Raw genomic sequence first — 25,401 nt, 5'->3', positions numbered from 1 at the left:
GGAGGTGGCGTGATGCGTTGGCTATTGACGACTTTAGTACGTGGTTACCAGCGATTCATTTCGCCGCTATTTCCACCGACCTGTCGGTACTATCCGACTTGTTCGACTTACATGTTGCAGGCGTTAGCAAAGCATGGGGCGCTTAAGGGCGGCCTCATGGGGATGGCTCGGATCCTACGGTGCCATCCATTCGTGCGGGGCGGGATTGATCCCGTGCCGGACCACTTTAGCCTCCGTCGTAACACGAAAGCGGAAGCAGAATACCGAGCGGCGATGCATCTGGATCAGCTGCCGCCCACTAAATAAAGGAGAGTTGGCATGAGTAAACGAGAAAAAGCAGTGCAAGTGACCATTGATGAACAAAAATTACCAGACGGGCAGACGATGTCCGTTTTGAAAATTGGTTCAGAGACGATCGGAACCGTCACACCTGACGACGACCGGTTCTCGGCCCAGTTAAATGACGGTGATGTTTATCGCGTGAAGACGGTCGACGAAGGCGTCGAGCTGTTGCTACGCGATTACCACTTACACCGGGGATAATAAATTTTCGTAAAGTTGGCCGGAGTGCGACGTGTTCGTCCACTCCGGCCTTTATAATAAAGACAAATCTTAGTTTGAATTAAGGAGCAATCATAGTGGCAAAGAATGCGACAGAACAGCGGACCGAGACCGAGTCGCGTATCGACTGGGGGATTATCTTTTGTATCCTCATGTTGGCGTTGATCGGACTCGCCTCTATCTATGTAGCGGCGACCCACGATAGCGGGTCGACTAGCATTACTTCTGCGGTGGTTTCCCAATTGGTGTGGTACGTCATTGGGACCGTGGCAATTATTATTATCATGCAGTTTGATTCCGAACAGCTTTGGAAGGTGGCCCCCGTGCTCTATGGGTTAGGGATCTTCCTGTTGATGGCAGTGCTGGTCTTTTACAGTCGGACGTACTTCGACAACACCGGTGCTAAGAGTTGGTTTGCGATTGGGCCTTTGACCTTCCAACCTTCGGAAGTTATGAAGCCAGCCTTCATTTTGATGCTGGCACGAGTGGTGACGGAGCATAACAATATCAATCCGATTCACACGATGCGCACCGACTGGCAATTGATTGGGAAGCTAATCCTTTGGACCTTGCCGGTGGCCGCTCTCTTGAAATTACAAAATGACTTTGGGACGATGCTGGTGTTCTTTGCCATCGTTGGTGGGGTTCTGTTGGTTTCCGGGATTACCTGGAAGATTATCGCACCGGCTTTCTCCATCATTGCCGTCGTCGGTGGGAGTGTTCTCGCCCTGGTTACGACGGACGGTGGACGCAAGATCCTTGAGAAAGTGGGCTTTCAGGCCTACCAATTCTCCCGGGTTGACACGTGGTTGCATCCGTCGGCAGACACCTCCAATCAGGGTTATCAACTCTGGCAGAGTATGAAGGCGATCGGGTCTGGTGGAATCTTTGGGACGGGCTTTAACGTTTCACACGTCTACGTTCCCGTTCGCGAATCCGATATGATTTTTTCCGTTGTGGGAGAAAACTTTGGCTTCATCGGTGGGTGTGTCTTGATTTTCCTGTACTTCCTGTTGATCTACCAAATGATTCGGGTCACGTTCGATACTAAGAATGTGTTTTATGCCTACATCTCAACTGGGGTTATCATGATGATTCTCTTCCACGTGTTCGAAAACGTGGGGATGAGTATTGGTCTATTACCACTGACTGGGATTCCCTTGCCTTTCGTGAGTCAAGGGGGGTCCGCGTTGATCGGGAACCTCATTGGGATTGGCTTAATCATGTCGATGCGGTATCATTATAAGAGTTACATGTTTAGTCGAAACGAGTCTTTCGAATAAAAAGGAGCGGTTAGTATGGCTGAAATGGTACAGTATTTTTGGACGAAAAAGGTGGCTGATGGTACGCGAATTGGGCTGACCAGCGAGGGTCAATCCGAATTAGGCACGATCAGTTTTGCCAAGTTACCCGCTGTTGGCGACCACGTCGCTAATGGTGAGAATTTATTGAGTGTTGAAGCGGATAAAGCCGTTTCTGACATTCCGAGCCCCATCACTGGCACTGTTACGGCGGTTAACCCCGCATTAGAGGCGGATTTTGACGCCCTGAACGGGTCCGATACGGTCGCAGCGTGGTTCGTCGATGTGCAAGAAGCTTAAACTAATTATTAAGGTGACCGACTCTTTGCTGGCAAAGGGCCGGTTTTTTAGTGGTTTCCTAGTCAGTCGGGTATAATAAGGATAGTTGACGTTTAGGGGGGCGGTGTGCGCCGCCTGGCTAGACCGACCAAATGGGAAATGGAGTGAGTCCAAATGAAAGAAAAGAATGTCGTTCACATGAACGGGTATCTCGGACTACTGTTAGTCTTGGCGTTGATTGCCTTCGCTGGCTGGTTGATTGTCATGGCGGGGATGCTGGTGACGGGAACGGTCCTTCTGATTGTGGCAGTTCTAGCTGCCAGCAGTCTGACGATCATCAGTCCCAACCAATCCAAGGTGCTGACGTTCTTTGGTCAGTATATTGGAACGATTCGTGAGTCGGGACTGTTCCTGACAATTCCACTGACCAATAAGGCCACGGTGTCCTTGCGAGTTCGTAACTTTAACAGCGCGATTCTCAAGGTCAACGACCTTCAAGGGAACCCCGTCGAAATTGCCGCAGTGATTGTCTTTAAGGTTGTGGATACCAGCAAGGCGCTCTTCTCCGTTGAAGATTATGAACAATTCGTGGAAATTCAAACGGAGTCGGCTGTGCGTCACGTGGCTTCGGAATATGCCTACGATAACTTCGGTGACGGTGAGGCCTTGACCTTGCGGAGTAATCCCACCGAAGTCTCGAACCGGCTGACTCAGGAACTCCAAGAACGGCTCGACGTTGCCGGGGTAGAAATCATTGAAACTCGGTTGACACATTTAGCCTACGCGACGGAGATTGCCTCAGCCATGCTGCAACGGCAACAGTCACAGGCCATTCTATCGGCTCGGAAGATTATCGTCGAGGGGGCCGTCTCGATCACGGAGGGTGCGATTAGCAAGCTCGCCAACGAGACAGATTTGCAGTTAACGGACAATCAAAAGATTCAATTAATTAATAACATGATGGTTTCAATTATTAACGAACGGGGCTCACAACCGGTGCTCAATACCGGAAAGATTGAGTCTTAGTCGGATACTCAGGAGGCTTATTTGATGGATGAACAGATTGGGACGCTACAGAAACAACTGGCGGACCTCAATGCGGAATTGAAGGCGGGACAGGTATATCAGTCCCTGGGTCATCGAATTGGGATGGTTATGGATGGTATTCACCGGCGTCGGCGAACGACCGTTACATTACCGGACGATGCGGATGGCATTCAGGAACTCCTGGACCAACTCAATGACCAGCTTACTCATCAGAAAAAGTTAGCCCTGACACCGGCCAATTTGCAGTTTCTCTTACGCCATCTGGCATCGCTCGATCCTAAGATTCGATACAATGGGGTGAACTTTACCCTGTATGACGCCTTGCAGCAGGATGCCATTGGTGAGCAGGGGATGCGGCGGCTAATTTCAACGCTTAGCAGTGACCAGGTGCTCTTTAACCACGTACTGGAACCCATGAACGTCGCGGTCTTTGGCCGGGCCAGTGCGGCGTCGTTACTGGCCGTGGTTCTGCACTTTGTAAATGAACAGACGACACCATTAGATCTGAACTGGCATCGGTTGGTGATTCAGGTCGCCACTTATATCAGTGTCGAGACGGACACTCGCGGCTTCGTCAATCAACAGGGGTGGGCTCACGCTTACGCCGCTATGGTGGACCTACTGGCCGTGTTGGCGGCTAGTGACCAGCTGACGCGAGCGGACAAGCTCTTTTTGCTGGTGACCTACATGGAACGGCTTAAGCGGGTGACGACGCCACTGATTTATGGAGAGAACGACCGGATGGCGGCTTACCTGGTGGAACTGACGAATCGTCACAGCCTGTATGAGACGGCCTTTCTGGACTCATTGAAGCGGTGGCGGCAAGAAGTGGCCAAGCGACGACGGCCAGATAATTTGGCTGGCTGGAACCAGTTCTTCAATCGGAAACGTCTCTTAGACGCCTTGCGGTTGAAGGCGGGACTATCGCCTGCTATTAAAAAATATTTAAATTCAACTATCGATTTTTTAGGCTAAAAAATATACGCATTTTTTTTGAGAAATGGTATACTGAAGGCTAACCGAAATCTATACGATAGGATGAGTGACAAACAAGATGGAGAAGAAAACAAAGTTACACGTAGGTCTACTATTCGGTGGAAATTCTTCGGAGCATGACGTTTCCAAGCGTTCGGCCCACAACATTTACGATGCGATGGACAAGTCCCATTATGACGTTAGCCTGTTTCTGCTGACGCGTAGCGGTTTTGTTCTGAGCGACGCTGCTTCACGGCGCGTATTTGATGGCGAGGACGAGGCAACGGTCGCTGCAGAAGAACTCACCAAAGTAGATTCTTCCAACCCCTTGGCACCCATTTGGAATTTATCTCAGGCAAAGGACATTGATGTTTTCTTCCCAATTATTCATGGTAACTTGGGTGAAGACGGTACGATCCAAGGGCTTTTCCGACTTTTGAAAAAGCCTTTCGTGGGGAGTGGCGTCTTAGCATCAGCGACGTCTTTTGATAAGGACTTAACGAAGCAAGTGTTGACGACGCACGGTATCCGGAACACCAAGTATGTGGTGATTACGCCGGACAACCGTAACGAGAACGACTACGAAACGATCAAGGCTAAGCTGGGGTCTAATGTCTTCATTAAGCCTGCTAACCAAGGATCATCCGTGGGGATTCACAAGGCAACGAATGCAACGGAATACAATGAAGGCATTGCCGATGCTTTCCGTTACGACTTTAAGGTATTGGTTGAAGAAACCATTGCTGGTCCGGAAGAAGTTGAGATTTCCATTTTGGGTAACGAGAAGCCACAAGCTTCCCGTCTGGGTGCCATTCGGGTCCCAGAATCCGATGTCTTTTATGATTACAACAACAAGTTCGTGGATGCCAGTGGCGTGACCTTTGAAGTGCCAGTCGATCTACCAGCCGATCTGACCACTGAAATCACGACGATGGGCCTGCGGACGTATGCGGCTCTGGGCTTAAAGGGCATGGCGCGGATCGACTACCTGGTTTCAAAGGATGGCGTGCCATATGTTGGTGAAGTCAACACCTTACCAGGGTTCACGAACATTAGCCTTTATCCACAGCTGTGGCAGGCTTCCGGGATCAGCTATGCTGACCTGATTGACCGATTGATTCAGTTGGCTCTTGATGAATTTGATTATCAAGACGAATTGGCTTATGACTTTATTCCGTTGGACAACGCGTCAGCGGCATCGACCTACAAGCCTAAATCAAAGTAATTTTAAACATCGGTGGGCCACGGTAACGTGACTTGCCGATTTTTTTATGGGAGGATTTTCTTGTGCGACGGTATCGACACCAGTTGAATCGAATGTGGCGACTGAGTCTCACGCAACCCCAGCTTTTAGCGGGGTGGGGGCACTGATCAGTTGCTTATTAGGGGTGCGCTGGCTGAGCAATCGGCCGGGCTGGTCGGTGGCTCTAAGTGTGAGCGTCATTGTCCTGGGATTGACCTTAGTCTGGCAACTCACGCGGCTGGCAGCTGCTAGCTTTGGTAAAACGATAACTTGGATAGCAACCTGGCACCGAATTTGGCAGCGAAAATGGGCATGGTTACTAAGCCTCTTGGTATCAGTGGGGGTGGCGTTGCCATTTGGCTTGTGGGGCTTAGGCAGCCGCTTCTGGGCCCGGCTGGTTCTACCGGCGCCCCTGATTAATTTCGTCACGCTCAATCGTCGACCGGTGTTGCTGGTAGTAGGGGGACTCTATCTCCTGCTGGCCGGAATCTGTTGGTTGTGGGGTTCTCGTTGGTGGTTTCGACGAGATACGGGTAACCACGGCGGTTCACCGCGTCAGATTGGCGCAGCCTTGAGTGTTTGGGGTAGCCTCGTGGTCCTCTGGTTCGTCGGAAGTGAAGGGTTTGTGGCCCTCCTCCACGTGATGACTGGCCGAATGGCGTTGACCATGGCCGTCTTCGTGGTCCTGTTCGGCTTCTGTCTCATGACGATTCTAGGGCTGACTACGCTGGTCTGGGCCTGGTGTGGGCAACCTCACCAACCGGATAGCAGACGCCAGGCTCAGGGTCAATCCTGGGCGCTGGGGCTATCAGTTGTTAGCCTGATATTGATGGGGCTGGTAACGATGCAGACGGTTGACCCACAACCCACCTGGGGATCGACCACGCTGATTAGTCACCGCGGTGTGGACCACGGCCGGGGTGTGCAAAACACGGTTGGGGCCTTACGCCAGGTGGTGGCCCACCACCCGACTTACGTTGAAATGGATCTGCATGAGACCCGCGATCATCAGTGGGTGGTCTTACATGACGAGAATTTGCAGGCGTTAGCAAGACGACAGGTGACCCCTCACGATCTGACCCTCAGCCAGCTGCAACAGCTGACCCTTCATGAAAATGGCCAGCGAGCGCGGCTTAGCAGTTGGCCGGCCTACCTGCGCGTTGCCGAGGCGCATCATCAACGGCTAATGGTGGAGATTAAAACGACCCCGCACGACTCGCCGGCGGCCATTCAGAATTTTGCAACCACTTATGGCACGCGTTTACGGCGTGATGGGAGTGTCGTTCATTCACTGGATTACCGTGTCGTTCAGCAGTTGCGTCGGTTACAGCCCCGGTTAAAGGTGGGGGTAATCCTCCCGTTTAACTGGGTCAACCCGCGGTCACTTCCCGCCGACTTTTACTCCTTTCAACGGCTGTCGGCGAGCCAGCAGTTCATTGCGGCGGCTCATCAACAAGGGGCGGCGGCTTACCTGTGGACGCCGGATACCACGGCAACTATGACGCGGATGTGGGCGTTAGGGGCCGATGGCCAGATTACCAATGAATTGTCCCGTTTGCGGTGGGTCACGCGCCAGTCGGTAGCGACCACACGGTGGGCAATCTTACAGAATTTTATTTTGAGCTATACATAGGTTGTCGGGTCAGCAGCTTAATCGATTATTTACGTACGATAGAAACTACGACGGACAAGTTGTCCGCCTTTTTTAAAATTAATTATTACGATATTTATATAAAAATGAGTGAATGGACTAGACAGATTAGATTTTCTTAATGATATCGCATATTGCTTGTAATTCTCTATAAATCGCCTATTATTGTAATTAACGATAAACAGGCCGAGTCTGGCCAGTCATTACCAGGGGCTGAATATTAACGGCTGCAATAACTTAAGTGTCGGGGAATGGTCGTTAGTCACGTTTTGAGTAATGTTCGGTTTTATCATGTTGACGGTACCTAACGTTACGACTCGTGAGGGAGAGATGAGATGCGTTTATTAGGGAGTAAAGTTAAACAATATCGGAAGCAGAAGAACTTGTCACAACAGGAGCTGGCCGAAGGGATTTGTACCCAAGCCACGGTCAGTTTGATGGAAAAAAAGAACAAAGTACCTAGCATCAAGATTATTTTACAGATTTGCCGGCGGCTCAACATCTCATTGAATGATGTTTTATCCGGCCTCGGGAGTGGGATGGATGAACAATTCGATGATGTTGCCGGGGCGATCCGTCGCGAAGACTATGCACTTGCGGATGATCTGCTGGGTAAGGTTAATATGACGAATGTTCAAAATGCCTTTGACCGCGAGCGGTATCACTACTACCGCGGCTTTGTGGAACTTGGTGCTCGTAATCGCCCGGACGAAGCAATCTTTCACTTCAACCTGTTGCTTCATCGGGCCTACCGGATGCCGTGGGATTTGTATGCCATTGTTGGTAACGTCGGTATGGCGACGGCATACCTCAACCGACAGGAACTCGACAAAGCCCGCTTTTATTTGAATGCGGCGGTCGGTTACCTCGATGATTTCGAATGGCACGATGAGGACAACTTCAAACGACTTATCTGGGCTCGTTATCAGATTGCTCAGATGTACCTGAAGTTGGAACAGCCCCAACTGGTGATTGATAACGTGGAAGCCGCTTTGCGGGCCGTTAAGCACCAGGGGTCACTGTATCTGATCGATGTCCTGTACGAGATGAAGGGGGAGGCTGAGAAGGCCTTGTTGGCCACAACGGCTTCCAAACGAAGCTTGACCATTGCCCGGACCTTGGCTCTGGTAACGCACAACGTTGCCTTGCAGGAACGCCTAACGCCTCAGGTAGGTAGCACCATTATTGCCGAATAACTTAATCATATAAAAAAGTCGTTGTCCCAAAGGGGGCAACGACTTTTACTGGTTAATGAGGCTTAGTTTTCTGGATGAGTCTTCTTGGCGGGCTTGTTGTCTAAATCAGTCCGAACCACGATAACGTCGCAGACAGCCGTCCGAGTAACATATTCGGTAACTGAACCAATCAAGAGACGTTCAACGGCATTTAGCCCCGTTGCCCCAATCATGATCAAGTCGGTATCGTTATCCCGGGGAACATCACGGGCAATGATCGTCTTCGGCGCACCATACTCAATTGCGTAGTCAATGTTGTCTAGGCCAGCAGCCTTAGCATCGGCAACGTATTTATCAAGTGTCTTCTTCGCCGTTTCCGTGACTTGTTCAACCATGCTGGTATCGAAGCTGGAAATGTTTTGGAAAGCCCGCGTATCAACAACGTGAACGAGATGTAAATCAGCATCGTTACGCTTAGCCACAGCGACCGCTTTCTTGAAAGCTAATTCTGCTTCGTAGGAACCGTCGACTGGTACTAAAATGTGCTTATATTGTTGTAACATATTGTTCACCTCTCATTACTTTATACTCTTATCATACGTTATTTATGAGCAAATAAAAAGCAAAATGGCAGAAATTCTTGGATAAAATGAAACCGGTTACGCCTTGGGCAACCACCGAACCATTAAAATTTGGAGGGCCAAAATGAGGATAATGCCCGCTAAGAGGGCAATGATGATAAGGATCGTGTTGTTCAGAGCGGTGGCAATTGCTGATAGAATACCGACCAGCAGGAGTAGAATGCCACCAACCTTCAAGATGGTACTGAGGGCCGCGTTTTCTTCGGGATGAAAGACCAGAAATGGTCGGTTACGGTGGCTATAAGCCCCCCAACCGATACCGAGGGCTAACACGGTGTAGCAGATCATTAGAATAGTTATAAGCACGGGGAGTTCCTCCTTAAATTTGAAAAGAAAAGGACCATTCAATGGAATGGTCCTCAAAGCTGAGCTTTGGTTGATCTAAGTGGTGCCGTTAATTGTCCAGTCATGTTGACCCGCGATGACAATGCAGGGGGGAATGTCTGTTGGAGTGTCTGACTTCCAAGTGAAAAGGCCTGCCATCTTCTCCACCATAGAACATTCCCATATATAAATTACTTGTTCGGCAACTTGTAGTGAGACAACGCGTACACCTTAGAACCACCTTGATATTAGCATATTATAGGGTAAAGTTCAATTTATCACTGCCGATTTGCCTGCCGGAGTCGTTGATATTGTTCAGCCAACTGACTTTCAAAACGACCGTTCATTTTAGGGTGGTAATACTGCGCTGACTTGAGGCTGTCCGGCAGGTACTGTTGCTTGACCCAGTCGTTGGGAAAGTCGTGAGGAAACTGGTAACCATTGCCGTGTCCCAGTTTCTTGGCGCCGCTGTAATGTGCGTCCTTGAGGTGTTCAGGCACGGCGCCGTTGTGGCCACCCATGACGTCTTCCAGGGCGTCGTCGATAGCGGCAATCCCCGAGTTGGACTTAGGAGACAGACAGAGCTCGATGACGGCGTCTGCGAGAGGAATTCGCCCCTCGGGTAGGCCCAACTGTTGGGCCGCTTGTACGGCTTGTACGGTACGTCCTGCGGCAGGCAAGTTAGCGAGGCCGATATCCTCGTAGGCAATGACCATCAGCCGTCGACAGATCGACGGAAGATCACCAGCCGCCACCAGTTGGGCCAGATAGTGGAGGGCGGCATCGGTGTCACTCCCTCTGATGGACTTCTGAAAGGCAGAGATGACATCGTAATGCGCATCCCCGTTCTTGTCACCCACCAGAGCCCTTCGTTGCAGGCAGGTTTCCGCAACCTCGCGGGTCACGTGAATCTTACCGTCCTCGGCTGGTGGGGTAGATTGGGCGGCCAGCTCCAGGCCATTTAAGGCACTGCGGAGATCCCCATTGGTAGCCCCGGCAATGAAGTCTAGGGCATCGGTGGCAACCTGCAGGGGTAGCTCACCGAGTCCACGTTCCTTGTCGGTAATGGCCCGATTCAAAGCCACCTTAATGTCAGCTAAGGAGAGGGGATGAACCTCGAAGATCTGGGTTCGACTCCGAATGGCGGGGTTGATGTTGATGTAAGGATTTTCAGTGGTGGCCCCGATGAGAATGATGCGGCCGCTCTCCAGGTGGGGCAATAAGAAGTCTTGCTTGGTTTTGTCTAATCGGTGAATTTCATCGAGTAACAGGATTACCGTCCCGCTCATCTTGGCTTCGGCCGCGACCACCTGAAGATCTTTTTTGGAGTCCGTCGCGGCATTCAATTTGCGGAAGGCATATTTGGTGGATCCAGCGATCGCACTGGCAATGCTGGTCTTCCCAGTTCCTGGCGGGCCATAGAGAATCATGGACGACAGGAGCTTGGCTGCGACCATGCGGGCGATAATCTTGCCAGGTCCCACCAAGTCTTGTTGGCCCACGATGTCTTCGAGTCGTTGAGGCCGCATACGATAGGCTAATGGATGTTGTGCCAAAGTGAAGTTCCTTTCTTTAGTGGTGACCGAAGAGGCGGGCTAACCAACCAGGTTGTTTAGCTGGCGGTGTGGCCTGAGTCTTGGCCGGAGTTGTGGGATATTTAGCCGTTAAGCTAATGGGATTCTGGTCGATCGCGTGGTCACTAGCGACGACGAGTCCCAGATCCGTGGCCTGATGGCCGTAGAAGTCATCTTGGCGAATCGTAAATTTTAAGTTGTGTTGACCGGTGGCCTTGAGATAAGGGGCTAGGTCACTCTGGTCGATGTGGCCGTTAAAGATTACCTGCAGGTCCGGATGGGCATTGATTTCACGCGTGAAGGCTCGAACATTCTGGGCGTTGGTAACCTCGGCAATCGTCATGGCGAGGGAGACACGTTCGCGAAATGTCCCCAGGTAATGGCGTTGTTCATCGGGGTGAACTAGCGGTGTGCCATAGACTGAATTCTGTAGATGTTGTTCCATTTGATTCTTCTCAGCCATGAGGATCCCTCTTTTCAAGTTAGTTCTATTAGTATAACATGGAATTTAATGAACGTTTAGAAGGGGGATTAGGTGATGTACGAGGACCAAGATTTCCGAGTATTTGCGGACCCAACGTTGCCTGGACGGCTGGGCAAGATTAGGGAACGGATTGATCCCAAATTTATGGTAACGGTAGCAGATCTCCAACCGGTCTTTGCCACGTTAGCCATGCCAATCTACGATCACGTTTCCAAGCATTTGCGACGGACCAAGAACCCACCAACCGATACCTGGGTGGCTTTCAGTACGTCCAAACGAGGCTATAAGATGTTGCCACATTTGGAGATTGGTTTTTGGGATGACCGCTTCTTCATCTGGCTGGCTGTGTTACAGGAGGCCAAGAATCGTCAGGCCTTGTTGAGTAGCCTAAAGGAAGATCTCGTCATGGCCTTGCCTAGTGATTTCGAGTGTGGTGACGACCATACGGATAAGGATTCCGGGGTGCCTTTAACGTGTGAGGCTTACCAGGCTCTAATGGCGACCCAGACCGATCGACATGCCGAATGGCAGGTTGGCCGGCAGTTCCATCGCGGGGATGCCTTCTTTACGTTGACACCGGCGGCGCAGGCAGCCACAATTAGAGAGATTGTGACGGCATTGTTGCCGGTGTATGACCAATTGATTCGAATTTAACGTGATAAATTAGAGGAGGAGTTCTTGTGATTGCATTTCTCAAACGGACCTGGCAAAATCCGTTGACGATGACTTACATCGCCTTAGTCTTATTAATCTTTATTGCCTGGCAGGTCCGTTCGTTTCTGTCGTTAGCCTTATTTACGGTGATTTTTATTTACCTGGGAAACGCCGCCATTGTGGGAATTGAACGACATTTACATCTGCATCACCTGTGGGCGACCTTATTGGCCTATATCCTGTTTCTGGGGATTCTAGTAGCGGCCTTTTCACGAATTATTCCGCCGCTGGTGTCAGAGGCATCGAACCTCCCGCACACGATTGATAAATTAATCGATACTTACCCCCAACTTCAGAGCCAGCTGACCAAGATGGTTAAGAATCTCTCGCAAAATGCGTCGGTTATTAGTAATGGCAAGACCTTATTGACCAGTGGGATTGGGCAACTTTCCCGACTGAGTTCTGGCGTAGAAACGATTCTTTTGGCGTTCTTCTTCAGTTTTATTTTCAATCTGACCAAGGTTCAGCTCCAGACGTTTGTCCACGCCTTCACTCGGAGCCGGTTTGCTGGCTTGTTTGTCCCCATGGGCCAGCTGATTATGAAGTTTGTCCACATCTTCGGGACGGTCATCGAAACCCAGTTACTGATTTGCACGATTAATACGGTTTTGATGGTCTTGGGCCTGTGGGCCCTTGGCATGACTAGCTTGTTAATTCTAGGGATTATGGTCTTCTTCCTAGGACTAATTCCTGTAGCTGGGGTGTTGATCTCATTGATTCCCTTAACGATTGTGGCCTTCGTGACGGGCGGATTAATCCGCGTGATTGCGGTGCTGGTGCTGGTCATTTTGATTCATATGTTTGAATCCTACTTCCTCCATCCCCGGTTAATGGCTAACGCGACTAACTTGCCAATCTTTGTAACTTTTATCACCTTAATTGTCAGTGAACAGGTCCTGGGAACTTGGGGATTACTGGTAGGTGTTCCCTTGATGGCCTTCTTCCTGGATGTTTTCGATGTTCAGTTGAAGCCACATCGCGTGACGTCGGAAGACGCGGACGTAAACTCATAAATAGAAAACATTCTTGAAAGGAAGCGGCGTGATGAAAGAAAAGAAACAAGGCTGGTTTACCAAACAGTCGAAGTGGCTGTGGGGAGGTCTCATTGTCTTGGCCTTAGTTGGTACCTTCACGCCATTTGTCCCGAGTAATGCGGTTCGCCTGAGCATCCTTCAACAGGGGCATCCTATCGCGGCTTTATTATCAGGACCTTGGAAGGTGTCGAAGTCGGCGGTTAAAGATTACGCCGGGAGTCCCAAGTCGCAATACTACCAAGTCAGTGCGCGTTTCTCCAACGACAGGTCGGATGTTCACGTGCTGACGGTTGATAAGGTTTCGGGATTTCATATCCTTAATCGGTATGTGGCTAAGCCTGCTACGCAGAAGAAGTAGTTGGGAAGGCAATAATTTTAGATATAACAAAAGCAGTCGCAAGCCACTTGGAGTGGGGGATGCGACTGCTTTTGTTATTTATTTCATACTTAGTTTGACAATTCGGCACATAACAAAAAAGACTTGCCACAAGGACAAGTCTTTCTGTGAACCGAAATAAGAACTGCGTCTTACCGGTTGTAGTATTCAACGATAAGAGCATCGTCGAGTTCTGCATCTAATTCTTCACGTTGTGGCAAACGGGTAAGGGAACCTTCCAGCTTGTCAGCGTCGAATTGAACGTATTGTGGACGGCCAACAACGGCTTCCACAGCACCCTTGATAACAGCTAAGTCCTTGGACTTTTCACGAACGCTGATCACTTGACCAACTTCAACTTCGTATGAAGGGATGTCCAGACGCTTGCCGTCAACAGTGATGTGACCATGGTTAACCAATTGACGAGCTTGGCGACGAGTAGTAGCCAAACCTAAACGGTAAACCATGTTGTCGAGACGACGTTCGAGTAAGATCATGAAGTTAGTACCATGGGTACCTTCAGCGATCTTGCCGGCACGCTTGAACAAGTTGTAGAATTGACGTTCAGTCATGCCGTAAGTGAACCGGAGCTTTTGCTTTTCACGCAATTGCGTACCGTATTCAGATAACTTTTGACGACGACCTTGACCATGATCACCAGGTGCGTAAGGACGACGGTTTAATTCTTTACCAGTGCCGGAAAGGGATACCCCTAAACGACGGGAAATACGCCAGCTTGGGCCAGTGTAACGAGACATAGATAGTTCCTCCAATAAAATATTATTTGGAGTAAAATAAGCTGTATATAAGTTTAGTATTCGTGCAGATTGCTTTGCAGGTTTCACCGTATGCAGCCGCAGGTTACTTCCTGAACCAATGTAACGGCAACAATCTGTTGACGAGCTTACCACTTATCGCTGCATTATTTTACACAAACGCCATTATACCCAGGTTAACTAGGCTTTGTCAATGTGTTTCAGCAAAACCCGGGCGAATTCCTCGAGAACCGCCTGATCGTTGGTCGTGAAATGCCCCTTGATGGGGGAGTCAATGTCGAGGACACCTAACTTGGTGCCATCGGCTAAGGTAAGTGGAACGACAATCTCGGAGTTGCTGGCGGAGTCACAGGCAATGTGACCGGCAAAGGCGTGGACGTCAGGGACCAACTGTGTTTCCTGTGTGGCTAGGGCAGTGCCACAGACCCCATGACCATTCTCAATGTGGACACAAGCCACGTTGCCTTGGAAGGGACCAAGGATGAGGTCATCGCTGGCCGGTTGGTAAAGGTAGAAGCCAGCCCAGTTGATGTCGGTCAACGTTTGTTTCAAGAGAGCGGAGGCGTTGGCAAGGTTCGCCACAAGATTCGTTTCTTCATATAGAAGTGCATCGAGTTGCTCGGTAAGTAAGGGATTAATTTGGTCACTCATGAAAAGGCCTCCAATGTGATAAGAATAAATAGTCGCGTATAGGTAAAAAGGTTAAGAGAATCGTGAAAACGTAGTGAAGCCTAGGCGTGACTTATGCTATAATCGAGATTAGATTAAATTGTAAGATGAACCGAGTGATTTTGCAACTCGTTAAACGTTGAAATGTGGATGAAGGATGGGGTCAATATGGTAGCTGTGCTAATTGGAATTGTCATACTGGCGATTATCGTGTATGCCGGTGTGCTGGTTTACCAGCAACGAATTCGCCGACAAGTCACGGCGTTAACCGCAAAAAAAGAAGCGATGGTGGAAATTCCACTAGAAGAAGAGCTCCATTTAGTGGGGCAACTCAGCCTGACGGGGCAATCGGCTGATCAATATGATCAGCTGAAGGCCGATTTTGTGGACATTAACGACAATCGATTTGTGCGTATTGACGAACAGTTGACCCAATTAGATGCCAACTCACGGGGGATGAACCTCCTGCAACTCAATCAGCAATTGACTAAGGTGACCACTTTAGTCGACCAGACCCAGGAACTCATTCAAACGGTCCAAGGCCAGTTGACCCACTTACAAGAGGTCGACAAGCAACATCGCCAGGCCGTTAAGGAACTCGAACAAGAGTACCAAGGTTTACGAAAGACGTTACTGGCTAAGAATTTTGCGTTTGGACCCAGCATTGATGGGCTCGAGGAACAGCTGAGTCACATTGAAGATAACTTCGACACCTTCTCTCGGCTGACCGATGAAGGGGACCATGAACGGGCCGCCGATGTTTTGACCCAATTACAGGAAGATACTGAGAACCTGAAGGCTCTGATCAAAGCCATTCCACCGGTCTACAAGGACTTGACCGTGGTCTTCCCAGACCAAGTTAAGGAATTGCGAGCGGGTTACGATCAGCTAACGGCGCAAGATTTCAAGTTTGGTGAGGCTGATGTTCCGGCTTTAATCAAGGCAATTGAGGACCGGGTTAAGGAAAACTTAGATACCTTGAGTCAGTTGCGTCCAGACGATGCCAAGGTAGTCAATGACCGTATTGCCAAGCAGATTGACCAAGTCTACGATGTGATGCAGACGGAAATTGATGCCAAGGATCCGGTTGAAGCCAACCTGGATGGGGTTGCAAAGTTTATCGCACACGCCCAGAATCAAAGCCACACGCTATTGAGTGAACTGGATCGGTTGGGTCAGAACTACACGTTGGACCATCAGGAATTGGAAACGGCGCGTGAATTGAATGAGCAGTTGCGGTCGATCGATGGCATCTATCAAAAGGATGTTCAAGATCTGACAGCTAAGAAGGCAACCTTCTCGCAAGTGTTGGCCCACCAGCAGCAACAACAAAAAGACGTGCAACAGATTGAAGAGCAACAGGGTCAGATTATGCAGAGCGTGGCCGGGTTAGCCGACGAAGAACGACAGGCACGAGACACGTTACAACAGTTTGATTTCAACTTACATAGCTTACGGCGTCAGGTCGAAAATATTAACTTGCCGGGAATCCCTCAAGATTATCTGGATTACTTCTTCGTTGTTCGCGACGAGGTGGCCCAGCTGGCCAATGATATGGACCAGCCCCAGATTGATATGGAGCGGATTACGAAGCAATTGTTGATTATTCAGACTGATTTAGATACCTTACAGGAAAAGACCGATGATCTGATCGACAGTGCTGAACTCGCTGAACAGCTGTTACAGTACGCGAACCGGTATCAGACTAGTCATCCGAACGTTGCTTCTGCTAGTAAGGAAGCTTCCGAGTTGTTTGAAATGAAACACCAATATGCCAAAGCTTTGGAAACCATTGCCACGGTATTGGATGAGGTTGAACCTGGGTCGTACAAGCGTCTGGAAGATGCTTACTACCAGAGCAAGGGGAAGACGGCTCCCCATCGTGGCGAAGCCAACAATTAAATTGTGGATGAAGAGCCTGGGGCGACCCGGGCTCTTTTTTTCTGGTCAGAGTTTTAGCCAGTAACCCTCGGGTGAAACCGCAATCACGAGGCATGGGGCTTGTGATCGGTGAATTTTGTGTTTATAATTAGAAAGAATTTCTATCGGAGTCGAACCAATAGAAAATAGAATAAGAGGGTTCAGTATGATTTATTTTGATAATAGTGCCACGACCAAAGCCGCACCGGAAGTGGTTGATACGTACGCCAAAGTTAGCGCAAACTACTGGGGAAATCCTTCTAGTCTGCATAAGTTTGGGGAACAGGCTTTTAACCTGCTGGAACAATCGCGCCAACAGATTGCCGATCTCGTTGGGGCCAAGCTCAGTGAAATTCTTTTCACGAGTGGCGGTACCGAGGGCGATAACTGGGCCATCAAGGGAACAGCGATGGCTAAACGTGAGTTTGGTAATCACCTGATCACCACCGAGGTTGAACATCCAGCGGTTCACAATTCCATGGAACAGTTGAAGCAGCAAGGCTTTGAGGTCACTTACCTCCCAGTCGATGAGAATGGACGGGTCTCTGCTGCCGATTTGCGGGCGGCGATTAAGCCCACCACGATCCTGGTCTCAACCATGGCCGTTAACAATGAAATCGGGGCGGTTCAACCACTTGATGAAATTGCCGACGTCATGCGCGACTTTCCACGGATTCACTGGCATATTGATGCCGTTCAAGGAATTGGGAAAGGCTTAGCTGACAAGATTTTTAATGATCGGGTCGACTTTGTGACTTTCTCTGGCCATAAGTTCCATGCTCCACGAGGCATTGGTTTTATGTACAAACGCCAAGGGCGTCAAATTACGCCGTTAATGGCTGGTGGGGGTCAGGAACGGAATTTGCGTTCCGGAACCGAGAACCTACCCGCCATTGCTGCAATGGCTAAAGCCTTGCGGTTACTGTTAGACGGTGAGGATGCTAAGGTTAAGCGTCAACGTGAGATTCGTTTAGCAATCTTACATCATGTCGCGGCTTTTCCTAATGTCACGATTTTCTCAAAGGATTTACCAGTATTTGCGCCGCACATTCTGTGCTTTGCCATTGCCGGTGTCCGCGGCGAAACCGTCGTGCACGCCTTTGAGGAACATGATATCTACATTTCAACGACCAGTGCTTGTTCATCGAAGAAGCACGTGGAATCCAGCACGTTACAAGCCATGAAGATTGACGATGGCATTGCTACCAGTGCCGTTCGGATTTCCTTGGACGAACACAACACCATGGCGGAAGCCGAAGAATTTAACCGCGTATTTGACGAACTCTATACGCAATTTGAAAAGTTAGCCTAACTACGAAAGGGGTCGCGCAATGGAATACAGTGAAATTATGGTCCGTTACGGCGAGCTGTCGACGAAGGGGAAAAACAAGAAAGACTTCATCAAGCAGCTAGGCCAAAACGTTCGCAAAGCTCTTAGCGAATTTGACGGAATAGAAGTCCGCGCACAACACGACCGGTTACACGTCACACTGAACGGGGCAGATTCCAGCGCCGTCATGGACCGCCTCAAGGGCGTTTTTGGGATCGAAAACTTCTCACCTTCCGTGAAGGTTGATAAGGATCTCGACACCATTAAAGAAGCCGCGGTGGCCATGGTCAAGGAAGTCTTTGAACCGGGGATGACGTTTAAGATCAACACACGTCGTCAGGACAAGGAATTCAAGTACGATACTTACCAAATGAATAACATCATGGGTGACACGATCTTGGACAACGTTCCCGGAATCACTGTCCAAATGAAGCATCCTGATATCGAACTTCGGGTCGAAATTCGAATGAACGGCGTCTACCTATCCGGTAAGACCATTCAAGGTGCCGGGGGCTTACCCGTCGGAACTGGTGGTAAGGCCGTGATGATGTTATCTGGTGGGATTGACTCGCCGGTCGCCTCCTACTATGCTATGCGTCGTGGCGTTAAGATTGATATGGTACACTTCTTCAGTCCGCCATACACGTCCGAACAAGCCCTGGCTAAGGCCAAGGAATTGACGGCTAAGTTGGCCGGTTATTCCGGTGGCATTCAGTTCATTCAAGTGCCTTTTACCAAGATTCAGGAAACGATCAAGGAAAAGGTGCCCGAAGGTTATCTGATGACGGTTCAACGGCGCTTGATGCTCCGTTTGACCGTAGCTGTGGCCGAAATGCGTCATGCCAAGGGAATCTTCAACGGCGAATCTCTGGGGCAAGTTGCCTCGCAGACTCTCGATAGCATGCAGGCCATCAATGATGTGACGACGATGCCGATTCTGCGGCCATTATTGTCGCTGGACAAGACGGAAATCATCAAGGTTGCCGAGGATATCGACACCTATGATCTGTCAATTCTGCCATATGAGGACTGCTGTACCATTTTCACGCCGCCGTCTCCTAAGACGCGTCCGGATCTGGAAAAGACCCGGAAGTATGAGGGATACATCGACGTTGAAGGCTTGATGAAGGAAGCCCTCGATGGGATCGTCATCTCTGAGATTCGTCCTGGAGATAACTACTTGAATCAAAATGAAGATGTGTTTGCCGAATTACTTTAATTTAGATGGAACGCTCTGGGATTTGGCCCAGGGCGTTTTTCACATTCTGTTGGCCCTCACCTGGTCGGTTAGGTGACTAAACTTGAGTTTTTCTTGATTTTATAGCAAAACGCTTGTCATTGCCCCCCTAGTTGCGGGATAATTAAAACAGATATCGGTTCTACCGATAAACATCTTGAAGGGGTTGATCTGCGTGGAAGTTACACGGCTCGGCAATACATTTTCTCTCTCCGGCACGCTGCCAGAAGTAGGGGATCAGTTACCAAAGTTTAAAGTTTTTGATCAGAAAGATGTCAAGGTTAAAACGGCAAATTTGATTGGTAAAGTGACATTGATCAGTGTTGTTCCGGACCTTGAGACGCCAGTTTGCACCTTGCAAACACGGAAGTTCACCCAGCAGGCGGACCACTATCCAGCTGCTCGGTTTGCGACGATTTCGAATAACTCGATCGCTCAACAGACCGGTTGGTGTGCCGCCCAAGGCGTTGAAAACGTCGACCTGTTATCCGATGAAGAACTTTCCTTCGGTTACGAAATGGGTCTGTACGTGCCTAATTTGGGTAACTTGGCTCGTTCAATCTGGATCATCGACGAGACGGGTAAGATTGTTTACCGTCAGATTGTCACTGAACAGTCCGACGAACCCAACTACCTAGAAGCCATCGAGGCTTTGGAAAAATTAGTCCCACGAGTTGATCTTTAGGTCAAAATTGAGTAGACTAGTTAAAAATAGCTAGGAGCAAGTCAGTAGCGTTTGAGGGACTGTGCAGAGAGCCGGGGTGCTGAAAACCGGTCAGTCGTGAGACGTGAACGTAGCTTGTGAGCTGATGACCTGAACTTAAAGTAAGGTCATTCCGGAGCACTCTCCGTTAACAAAGAAGTTAAGTGGGGCATAAACGCCCAATTTAGGTGGTACCGCGAAGAACTCTTCGTCCTAATTTTTAGGATGGAGAGTTTTTTTGTGTCACCAACGCGTAGCTTAAGCACAAGAAAGGAAATGATTCTGATGGCAGACAAACAAGTTGATATGCCAACCAAGTATGACCCAACCGCCGTCGAAGCCGGCCGTTACCAGACTTGGCTTGATGAAGATGTTTTTAAACCGAGTGGGGATAAGAAAGCCAAACCTTACTCGATCGTTTTACCACCACCAAATGTTACTGGGAAGCTGCATTTAGGCCATGCCTGGGACACGACCTTACAAGACATGATCATCCGGCAAAAGCGGATGCAGGGCTTTGATACGCTCTGGCTTCCGGGGATGGACCATGCCGGGATCGCTACGCAAGCCAAGGTGGAAGCCCGCTTACGTGAACAAGGGATTACCCGTTACGACCTCGGCCGTGAAAAGTTCGTCAACAAGGTTTGGGAATGGAAGGACGAATACGCCGCAACCATCCACAAACAATGGGCCAAGATGGGGTTGTCCATGGATTACTCCCGCGAACGGTTTACCTTAGATGATGGCTTATCTGACGCCGTTAAGAAGGTCTTTGTTGCCTTGTACAAGAAGGGCCTGATCTACCGTGGTGAATACATCATCAACTGGGACCCACAAGCCCGGACCGCGCTCTCTGATATTGAAGTTATTCACAAGGACGACAAGGGTGCCTTCTACCACGTTAAATACCCATTTGCTAATCCAGATGACACGTTTAACGGCAAGCACTACATCGAAATTGCCACGACGCGTCCTGAAACCATGATGGGGGATACGGCCGTTGCCGTTAACCCCGATGACGACCGGTACAAGGAACTAGTTGGCAAAAAGGTTATCTTGCCACTGGCTAACCGTGAAATTCCAATTATTGCCGATCAATACGTCGACATTAACTTTGGGACAGGGATGGTGAAAATTACGCCAGCCCACGATCCTAACGACTTCTTAGTTGGGAATCGTCACAATCTCGAACGAATCAATACCATGAACGAAGACGCCTCCATGAACGAACGCGCTGGCAAGTACGCTGGCATGGACCGTTTCGATGCCCGTAAGGCCATGGTTGCCGATCTGGACGAACAAGGGTTAATGATTAAGATTGACCCAATTGTTCACGCTGTTGGACATTCTGAACGGACTGGGGTTCAAGTCGAAGCCCGGCTCTCGACGCAATGGTTCGTGAAGATGAAGCCACTTGCTGAAGCAGCCATCAAGAACCAAAAGGGTGACGACGCCGTTGACTTCGTTCCTAAGCGGTTCGAAGATACCTTCTTGCAATGGATGGAGAACATTCATGACTGGGTTATCTCCCGTCAACTTTGGTGGGGACATCAGATTCCAGCCTGGTACAACAAGAAGACTGGCGAAGTCTACGTTAACGAAGAAGCCCCTAAGGACATTGAAAACTGGGAACAAGATCCTGATGTCTTAGACACCTGGTTCTCCAGTGCGCTGTGGCCATTCTCCACGATGGGCTGGCCAAATGTCGATGCGCCGGATTACAAACGGTACTTCCCAGTAGATACCTTAGTAACTGGTTATGACATCATTCCTTTCTGGGTTTCTCGGATGATCTTCCAAAGTCTTGAATTTACCGGACGGAGCCCATTCAAGCACGCCTTAATCCACGGGTTGATTCGGGCCGAAGACGGGCGCAAGATGAGTAAGTCTTTGGGTAACGGGATTGACCCAATGGACGTCATCGACAAGTACGGTGCCGATGCCTTGCGTTGGTTCCTGTCCACCGGTTCAACGGCGGGGCAAGACGTTCGATTCAGTTATGACAAGATGGACTCCGCTTGGAACTTCATCAACAAGATTTGGAACGCCAGCCGGTTCGTCATCATGAACTTGGGTGAAAACACCAAGCCCGTGGTTCCCGTAGCCGACAAGTGGGACCTGACCGACAAGTGGATTCTGAGTCGCTTGAACGACACGGTTAAGCACGTCACCGAAATGTTCGACAAGTTCGACTTTGGTGAAGCTGGTCGTTCCCTGTACAATTTTATCTGGAACGACTTCTGTGACTGGTATATTGAAATGAGTAAGGAAGTCTTGAACGGCGACGATGAAGCCGCTAAGGCAACTAAACAAGACTTGCTGGCCTACGTCTTAGACCAAACCTTGCGTCTGCTCCAACCAATTATGCCATTCGTGACCGAAGCCATCTGGCAAGCGATGCCACATGACGGCCAGTCCTTAGTGACGGCCGCTTACCCAATGGATCACCCAGAATTTAGCAATGCCAAGGCTGAAAGCGACATGACCAGCCTGATTGATTTGATCAAGGCCGTTCGGAACATTCGGGCCGAAGCCAATGCGCCAATGTCCACGCCAATCGACTTGCAGGTTAAGACCAGCAATGCCAACTTACAGAGTGTCTTCGAAGGCAACCGTGACTTCATCGACCGGTTTGTTCACCCGAAGAACTTTGAAATTGGTGCTGACCTGACCGCACCTAAGTTATCTATGACGGCTGTGATTACGGATGCCGAGGTTTCCGTACCATTGGCTGAATTGGTTGACTTGAATGACGAAGCGGCACGTTTGGACAAGGAAGTTGCAAAGTTTACGGCCGAAGTTCAACGCGCTACCAAGAAGTTAGGCAACGAACGCTTTGTGGCCAACGCACCAGAAGACGTGGTTAACGCGGAACGTGAAAAGCAAGCTGACAACGAAAAGAAGTTAGCAGCGACGCAACAACGTTTAGCCGATATCAAGGCCCAACTTTAAGCTTAAATCACGTGAGACTGAAACAGGGTCTTAATAAATCACCATCTCCGTTGGGGGATGGTGATTTTTTTCAACTGATCCCCTTACTAGTACTAACGAAAAATGACGCTGATTTGACGCATGTTTTGAGAGAACCTTAAGCTTTCTTAAGAAGTTCGGCCGACTGGACTGATTTCTAATCGGTGATCGTGCAATTGCGGCCCACTTCCTAAAAAATCTGCTACACTAAGAAATAGTGATTTAGCGGGAGGGTTTTATTTTGGTAAAAACGTACGACGAAGCCTTAGCGTTCATCCACGGTCGCGATCGCTTCAAGAAGAAGCCAACACTTGATCGGATGCGGGAGTTCATGCACATCTTGGGTGATCCACAAGAAAAGTTAGACATGATTCACGTTGCCGGGACCAATGGTAAGGGGTCCACGGTGGCTTACTTACGAGATTTATTCATGGCCGAGGGCCAGACGGTGGGGACCTTTACCTCACCATTTATCACCCGCTTTAACGAGCGGATCAGTACCGATGGCCAGCCAATTCCTGACGACGATCTGCTGGCAATGGTCAATCAGATTCAACCAGTCGTGGCGCAATTAGACCAGGAGTTAGGGGCCGAGGGACCCACCGAATTCGAAATCGACACGGCCCTCATGTTCTGTTATTTTGCCAGTCATCCCGTGGATATCGTGATTGTCGAAGTCGGGCTGGGTGGTCTGTATGATTCGACGAACATCATCACACCAGCCGTGTCCGTCATTACCACGATTGGCATGGATCACATGAAGATTTTAGGTGACACCATTCCCAAGATCGCGACGCAAAAAGCCGGGATCATTAAGGCTGGCATTCCAGTGGTCTGCGGTCGTTTAACGCCGGATGCCTTAGCGGTGATGGACGAGACCGCCACTCGCCAACACACGGATGTGCGGGCCTTAGGACGCGACTTTACCGTTAAGAATCGGCCAGAGGACGGGTGGGGTGAACGCTTTGATTACCACTGGGGTGATCGGCGTTGGCGCCACTTGGAGATTGACCTGCTGGGAGAATATCAGATCGACAATGCAGCCACGGCGTTAACGGCCTTTACCACCTATCATCAGTTGCGACATCTACCGATGCGGTTGGTAGATATCCGTGAAGGCTTGCGACACACTGCCTGGCCAGGTCGTTTCGAACGGCTGAATGCGGAGCCTCTGATTGCGATCGACGGGGCGCATAACGAACCGGCAATGCTGGAGTTGGCCCACCTGTTGCGGCAACACTTCAAGCAACATGATATTTATATTGTTTTGGCGGTATTGGCAGATAAGCAGTACGAGAAGATGGTTCAGACGTTACTCACCGTGCCTAACGTGCACATTGTCGTGACGCAGTTCCAGGGACCGGGAAAGCGTTCTGCGGCCACGCCACAGGCATTAGAGGATGCTGTGGCGTCACACAAACGGATCACGATGGCACCTGACTGGCCGAGTGCTCTAAAAGAAGTGTTGTCGAGCATTTCCGCCGATGACCTGGTGCTTTTGACGGGGTCACTCTACTTTATTTCGGAAGTTCGGCACTATTTTAAGGATACCGACGAATAAGCCGGCTCGCTTTACGGAGTTACCCGTAAGGAGCTGAGGCAATATGCGGCAAGAACAGGTAACGAGTCAAAATGAACGGCAACTATTGGGACGCGTGATGCGTCATTTAGGATTAGCAGAGACCAGTGAGGTTGAGCGGTTCTTCCGTTACTTTCACAGTCTTGCTAATCTACGGTATGCGAGTCGTCAACAGTGCCAACAGTATGTGGCGGGTTTACCGCGCCGCCGAGCTCTTTTGACGGCGATTGATCTGGGACGTTGGGTACAACGTGCGCCGCGACCACTCCTGGGAGAAGTCCTGGCCAGTGGTCAGATGGGGCAACGCCTAATGGCCGACTTGCGTTACCTGCCACAGGAGCGAGTCGAGGTATTTGTGCTCGATGCCAAGCACCGTATTTTAGAACGACAGACGGTGTTTCAGGGGACCCTGACCAGTTGTCCCGTTCATCCCCGGGAGATCTTTCAACTCGCGGTAATGAGTGGGGCGGCTGGCGTGATCATCGCACATAACCATCCAAGTGGATCGGCCGAGCCATCTCCGAACGATCTGGCTTTTATGCACCGCTTAGCGGCGTGTGGTGAACTGATGGGAATTCCGGTTCTGGACGGCTTTGTCGTTGGCCTACAAGCCTACTTCAGTCTCCGTGAGGCCGGGATCTTGCCACTGCCACCTGCGACGAATAAGACAGAACGTTTAAAATCTGATTAAAATCAGTTTTAACTATTTCTTTCTCGTTAAAAGTTCGGTATTCTTGTCAGTGACGACGTGTTCTCACGTAGATAGGTATGTTATAATACGTCTATCAATGAATAAGACAAATAACTAAAAAATTTTGTTGACAATGAAGGGATGAAA

General features: G+C 49.8%; 25 protein-coding genes, 1 other RNA gene and 1 other annotated feature. Of the genes, 19 read left to right on the top strand and 7 right to left on the bottom strand.

Translation table 11 applies throughout. The annotated features are described in order from the left end of the window. Positions 1–12 precede the first annotated feature (12 nt). The 9 genes from yidD (at position 13) to EKM70_RS05290 (ending at position 8,253) form a co-directional block, all read left to right on the top strand. Positions 13–306 (top strand): membrane protein insertion efficiency factor YidD, encoded by a 294-nt coding sequence (gene yidD / locus EKM70_RS05330; protein WP_125545944.1) that lies wholly within the window; start codon positions 13–15, stop codon positions 304–306. Between the two features lie 12 nt (positions 307–318). Continuing rightward, complete coding sequence (locus EKM70_RS05325; RefSeq protein WP_125545942.1) at positions 319–543, top strand: DUF2969 domain-containing protein; 225 nt, start codon at positions 319–321, stop codon at positions 541–543. Positions 544–638: 95 nt separating this feature from the next. Beyond that, positions 639–1,844 (top strand): FtsW/RodA/SpoVE family cell cycle protein, encoded by a 1,206-nt coding sequence (locus tag EKM70_RS05320; RefSeq protein WP_125545940.1) that lies wholly within the window; start codon positions 639–641, stop codon positions 1,842–1,844. A gap of 15 nt (positions 1,845–1,859) precedes the next feature. Continuing rightward, the gene (locus tag EKM70_RS05315) at positions 1,860–2,162 is read left to right on the top strand and encodes a glycine cleavage system protein H (RefSeq protein ID WP_125545938.1); all 303 of its coding nucleotides are present in this window, start codon (positions 1,860–1,862) and stop codon (positions 2,160–2,162) included. A gap of 153 nt (positions 2,163–2,315) precedes the next feature. Beyond that, positions 2,316–3,167 (top strand): SPFH domain-containing protein, encoded by an 852-nt coding sequence (locus EKM70_RS05310; protein ID WP_125545937.1) that lies wholly within the window; start codon positions 2,316–2,318, stop codon positions 3,165–3,167. Between the two features lie 24 nt (positions 3,168–3,191). Continuing rightward, positions 3,192–4,163: a DUF2785 domain-containing protein gene (locus tag EKM70_RS05305; RefSeq protein WP_125545935.1), complete on the top strand. Its 972-nt coding sequence runs from the start codon at positions 3,192–3,194 to the stop codon at positions 4,161–4,163. A 79-nt stretch (positions 4,164–4,242) separates the two neighbouring features. Next, on the top strand, positions 4,243–5,388 hold the full coding sequence (locus tag EKM70_RS05300; RefSeq protein ID WP_125545933.1) for a D-alanine--D-alanine ligase family protein: 1,146 nt from the start codon (positions 4,243–4,245) through the stop codon (positions 5,386–5,388). Between the two features lie 46 nt (positions 5,389–5,434). Beyond that, on the top strand, positions 5,435–7,039 hold the full coding sequence (locus EKM70_RS05295; RefSeq protein ID WP_125545931.1) for a glycerophosphodiester phosphodiesterase: 1,605 nt from the start codon (positions 5,435–5,437) through the stop codon (positions 7,037–7,039). A gap of 353 nt (positions 7,040–7,392) precedes the next feature. Beyond that, positions 7,393–8,253, top strand: a complete 861-nt coding sequence (locus EKM70_RS05290; RefSeq protein ID WP_125545929.1) for a helix-turn-helix domain-containing protein — start codon at positions 7,393–7,395, stop codon at positions 8,251–8,253. 62 nt (positions 8,254–8,315) lie between these two features. Here the strand turns inward: EKM70_RS05290 and EKM70_RS05285 are convergent, their stop codons facing one another. The 5 genes from EKM70_RS05285 to EKM70_RS05265 all read right to left on the bottom strand — a co-directional run bounded on the left by EKM70_RS05285 (position 8,316) and on the right by EKM70_RS05265 (position 11,234). Then, positions 8,316–8,795, bottom strand: coding sequence for a universal stress protein (locus EKM70_RS05285; RefSeq protein ID WP_057878616.1), 480 nt, complete (start codon positions 8,793–8,795; stop codon positions 8,316–8,318). Between the two features lie 96 nt (positions 8,796–8,891). Next, entirely contained in the window at positions 8,892–9,179 is a 288-nt protein-coding gene (locus EKM70_RS05280; protein ID WP_125545927.1) for a hypothetical protein, read from the bottom strand. A 68-nt stretch (positions 9,180–9,247) separates the two neighbouring features. Next, positions 9,248–9,438: non-coding RNA, 6S RNA (ssrS, locus tag EKM70_RS05275), on the bottom strand. Positions 9,439–9,475: 37 nt separating this feature from the next. Beyond that, positions 9,476–10,726, bottom strand: coding sequence for a replication-associated recombination protein A (locus EKM70_RS05270; RefSeq protein ID WP_125545990.1), 1,251 nt, complete (start codon positions 10,724–10,726; stop codon positions 9,476–9,478). 43 nt (positions 10,727–10,769) lie between these two features. Further along, entirely contained in the window at positions 10,770–11,234 is a 465-nt protein-coding gene (locus tag EKM70_RS05265) for a YueI family protein (RefSeq protein WP_125545925.1), read from the bottom strand. A 75-nt stretch (positions 11,235–11,309) separates the two neighbouring features. Between EKM70_RS05265 and EKM70_RS05260 the strand changes: the two genes are divergently transcribed. Genes EKM70_RS05260 through EKM70_RS05250 form a run of 3 tightly spaced genes read left to right on the top strand, consistent with a single transcriptional unit; the run spans position 11,310 to position 13,361 of the window. Further along, positions 11,310–11,909 carry a DUF1054 family protein gene (locus EKM70_RS05260; RefSeq protein WP_125545923.1) on the top strand — a complete coding sequence of 200 codons (600 nt, stop codon included), beginning with the start codon at positions 11,310–11,312 and terminating at the stop codon, positions 11,907–11,909. A gap of 26 nt (positions 11,910–11,935) precedes the next feature. Continuing rightward, positions 11,936–12,982 carry an AI-2E family transporter gene (locus tag EKM70_RS05255; RefSeq protein ID WP_125545921.1) on the top strand — a complete coding sequence of 349 codons (1,047 nt, stop codon included), beginning with the start codon at positions 11,936–11,938 and terminating at the stop codon, positions 12,980–12,982. A gap of 31 nt (positions 12,983–13,013) precedes the next feature. After that, positions 13,014–13,361, top strand: coding sequence for a hypothetical protein (locus tag EKM70_RS05250; RefSeq protein WP_125545919.1), 348 nt, complete (start codon positions 13,014–13,016; stop codon positions 13,359–13,361). Positions 13,362–13,531: 170 nt separating this feature from the next. Here EKM70_RS05250 and rpsD read toward each other — a convergent pair whose 3' ends face one another. Further along, on the bottom strand, positions 13,532–14,137 hold the full coding sequence (gene rpsD, locus EKM70_RS05245) for a 30S ribosomal protein S4 (protein WP_057878082.1): 606 nt from the start codon (positions 14,135–14,137) through the stop codon (positions 13,532–13,534). A gap of 198 nt (positions 14,138–14,335) precedes the next feature. Beyond that, positions 14,336–14,806: a GAF domain-containing protein gene (locus tag EKM70_RS05240; RefSeq protein WP_125545917.1), complete on the bottom strand. Its 471-nt coding sequence runs from the start codon at positions 14,804–14,806 to the stop codon at positions 14,336–14,338. Positions 14,807–14,992: 186 nt separating this feature from the next. Between EKM70_RS05240 and ezrA the strand changes: the two genes are divergently transcribed. The 7 genes from ezrA to EKM70_RS05205 all read left to right on the top strand — a co-directional run bounded on the left by ezrA (position 14,993) and on the right by EKM70_RS05205 (position 25,254). After that, a complete protein-coding gene (gene ezrA, locus EKM70_RS05235; protein ID WP_125545915.1) occupies positions 14,993–16,726 on the top strand; it encodes a septation ring formation regulator EzrA in 1,734 nt (577 codons plus the stop codon). 184 nt (positions 16,727–16,910) lie between these two features. Further along, positions 16,911–18,056, top strand: coding sequence for a cysteine desulfurase family protein (locus EKM70_RS05230; RefSeq protein WP_125545913.1), 1,146 nt, complete (start codon positions 16,911–16,913; stop codon positions 18,054–18,056). 19 nt (positions 18,057–18,075) lie between these two features. After that, the gene (gene thiI, locus EKM70_RS05225) at positions 18,076–19,293 is read left to right on the top strand and encodes a tRNA uracil 4-sulfurtransferase ThiI (protein WP_125545911.1); all 1,218 of its coding nucleotides are present in this window, start codon (positions 18,076–18,078) and stop codon (positions 19,291–19,293) included. Positions 19,294–19,486: 193 nt separating this feature from the next. Beyond that, the gene (locus EKM70_RS05220; RefSeq protein WP_057878077.1) at positions 19,487–19,996 is read left to right on the top strand and encodes a thiol peroxidase; all 510 of its coding nucleotides are present in this window, start codon (positions 19,487–19,489) and stop codon (positions 19,994–19,996) included. Positions 19,997–20,019: 23 nt separating this feature from the next. Beyond that, positions 20,020–20,233, top strand: a binding site (T-box leader). A gap of 66 nt (positions 20,234–20,299) precedes the next feature. Beyond that, complete coding sequence (locus EKM70_RS05215; protein ID WP_125545909.1) at positions 20,300–22,966, top strand: valine--tRNA ligase; 2,667 nt, start codon at positions 20,300–20,302, stop codon at positions 22,964–22,966. A gap of 259 nt (positions 22,967–23,225) precedes the next feature. After that, a complete protein-coding gene (locus EKM70_RS05210; RefSeq protein WP_125545907.1) occupies positions 23,226–24,545 on the top strand; it encodes a bifunctional folylpolyglutamate synthase/dihydrofolate synthase in 1,320 nt (439 codons plus the stop codon). Positions 24,546–24,588: 43 nt separating this feature from the next. Continuing rightward, positions 24,589–25,254 carry a JAB domain-containing protein gene (locus EKM70_RS05205; RefSeq protein ID WP_057878074.1) on the top strand — a complete coding sequence of 222 codons (666 nt, stop codon included), beginning with the start codon at positions 24,589–24,591 and terminating at the stop codon, positions 25,252–25,254. Positions 25,255–25,401 lie beyond the last annotated feature (147 nt).

The organism is Levilactobacillus lindianensis (assembly GCF_003946095.1).
Lineage (GTDB): Bacteria > Bacillota > Bacilli > Lactobacillales > Lactobacillaceae > Levilactobacillus > Levilactobacillus lindianensis.
Note: the sequence above shows the minus strand (reverse complement) of the source record. Positions and strands in the feature narration are given on the sequence as shown.

Bases quoted from the DNA above. Each gene is read 5' to 3' on its own strand.
- rpsD (WP_057878082.1), bottom strand. From the start codon at position 14,137: ATGTCTCGTTACACTGGCCCAAGCTGGCGTATTTCCCGTCGTTTAGGG.
- EKM70_RS05250 (WP_125545919.1), top strand. From the start codon at position 13,014: ATGAAAGAAAAGAAACAAGGCTGGTTTACCAAACAGTCGAAGTGGCTG.
- EKM70_RS05230 (WP_125545913.1), top strand. From the start codon at position 16,911: ATGATTTATTTTGATAATAGTGCCACGACCAAAGCCGCACCGGAAGTG.
- EKM70_RS05240 (WP_125545917.1), bottom strand. From the start codon at position 14,806: ATGAGTGACCAAATTAATCCCTTACTTACCGAGCAACTCGATGCACTT.
- EKM70_RS05215 (WP_125545909.1), top strand. From the start codon at position 20,300: ATGGCAGACAAACAAGTTGATATGCCAACCAAGTATGACCCAACCGCC.
- thiI (WP_125545911.1), top strand. From the start codon at position 18,076: ATGGAATACAGTGAAATTATGGTCCGTTACGGCGAGCTGTCGACGAAG.
- EKM70_RS05305 (WP_125545935.1), top strand. From the start codon at position 3,192: ATGGATGAACAGATTGGGACGCTACAGAAACAACTGGCGGACCTCAAT.
- EKM70_RS05265 (WP_125545925.1), bottom strand. From the start codon at position 11,234: ATGGCTGAGAAGAATCAAATGGAACAACATCTACAGAATTCAGTCTAT.
- EKM70_RS05295 (WP_125545931.1), top strand. From the start codon at position 5,435: ATGGGAGGATTTTCTTGTGCGACGGTATCGACACCAGTTGAATCGAAT.
- EKM70_RS05315 (WP_125545938.1), top strand. From the start codon at position 1,860: ATGGCTGAAATGGTACAGTATTTTTGGACGAAAAAGGTGGCTGATGGT.
- yidD (WP_125545944.1), top strand. From the start codon at position 13: ATGCGTTGGCTATTGACGACTTTAGTACGTGGTTACCAGCGATTCATT.
- ezrA (WP_125545915.1), top strand. From the start codon at position 14,993: ATGGTAGCTGTGCTAATTGGAATTGTCATACTGGCGATTATCGTGTAT.
- EKM70_RS05260 (WP_125545923.1), top strand. From the start codon at position 11,310: ATGTACGAGGACCAAGATTTCCGAGTATTTGCGGACCCAACGTTGCCT.
- EKM70_RS05205 (WP_057878074.1), top strand. From the start codon at position 24,589: ATGCGGCAAGAACAGGTAACGAGTCAAAATGAACGGCAACTATTGGGA.
- EKM70_RS05325 (WP_125545942.1), top strand. From the start codon at position 319: ATGAGTAAACGAGAAAAAGCAGTGCAAGTGACCATTGATGAACAAAAA.
- EKM70_RS05300 (WP_125545933.1), top strand. From the start codon at position 4,243: ATGGAGAAGAAAACAAAGTTACACGTAGGTCTACTATTCGGTGGAAAT.
- EKM70_RS05290 (WP_125545929.1), top strand. From the start codon at position 7,393: ATGCGTTTATTAGGGAGTAAAGTTAAACAATATCGGAAGCAGAAGAAC.
- EKM70_RS05270 (WP_125545990.1), bottom strand. From the start codon at position 10,726: ATGCGGCCTCAACGACTCGAAGACATCGTGGGCCAACAAGACTTGGTG.
- EKM70_RS05310 (WP_125545937.1), top strand. From the start codon at position 2,316: ATGAAAGAAAAGAATGTCGTTCACATGAACGGGTATCTCGGACTACTG.
- EKM70_RS05285 (WP_057878616.1), bottom strand. From the start codon at position 8,795: ATGTTACAACAATATAAGCACATTTTAGTACCAGTCGACGGTTCCTAC.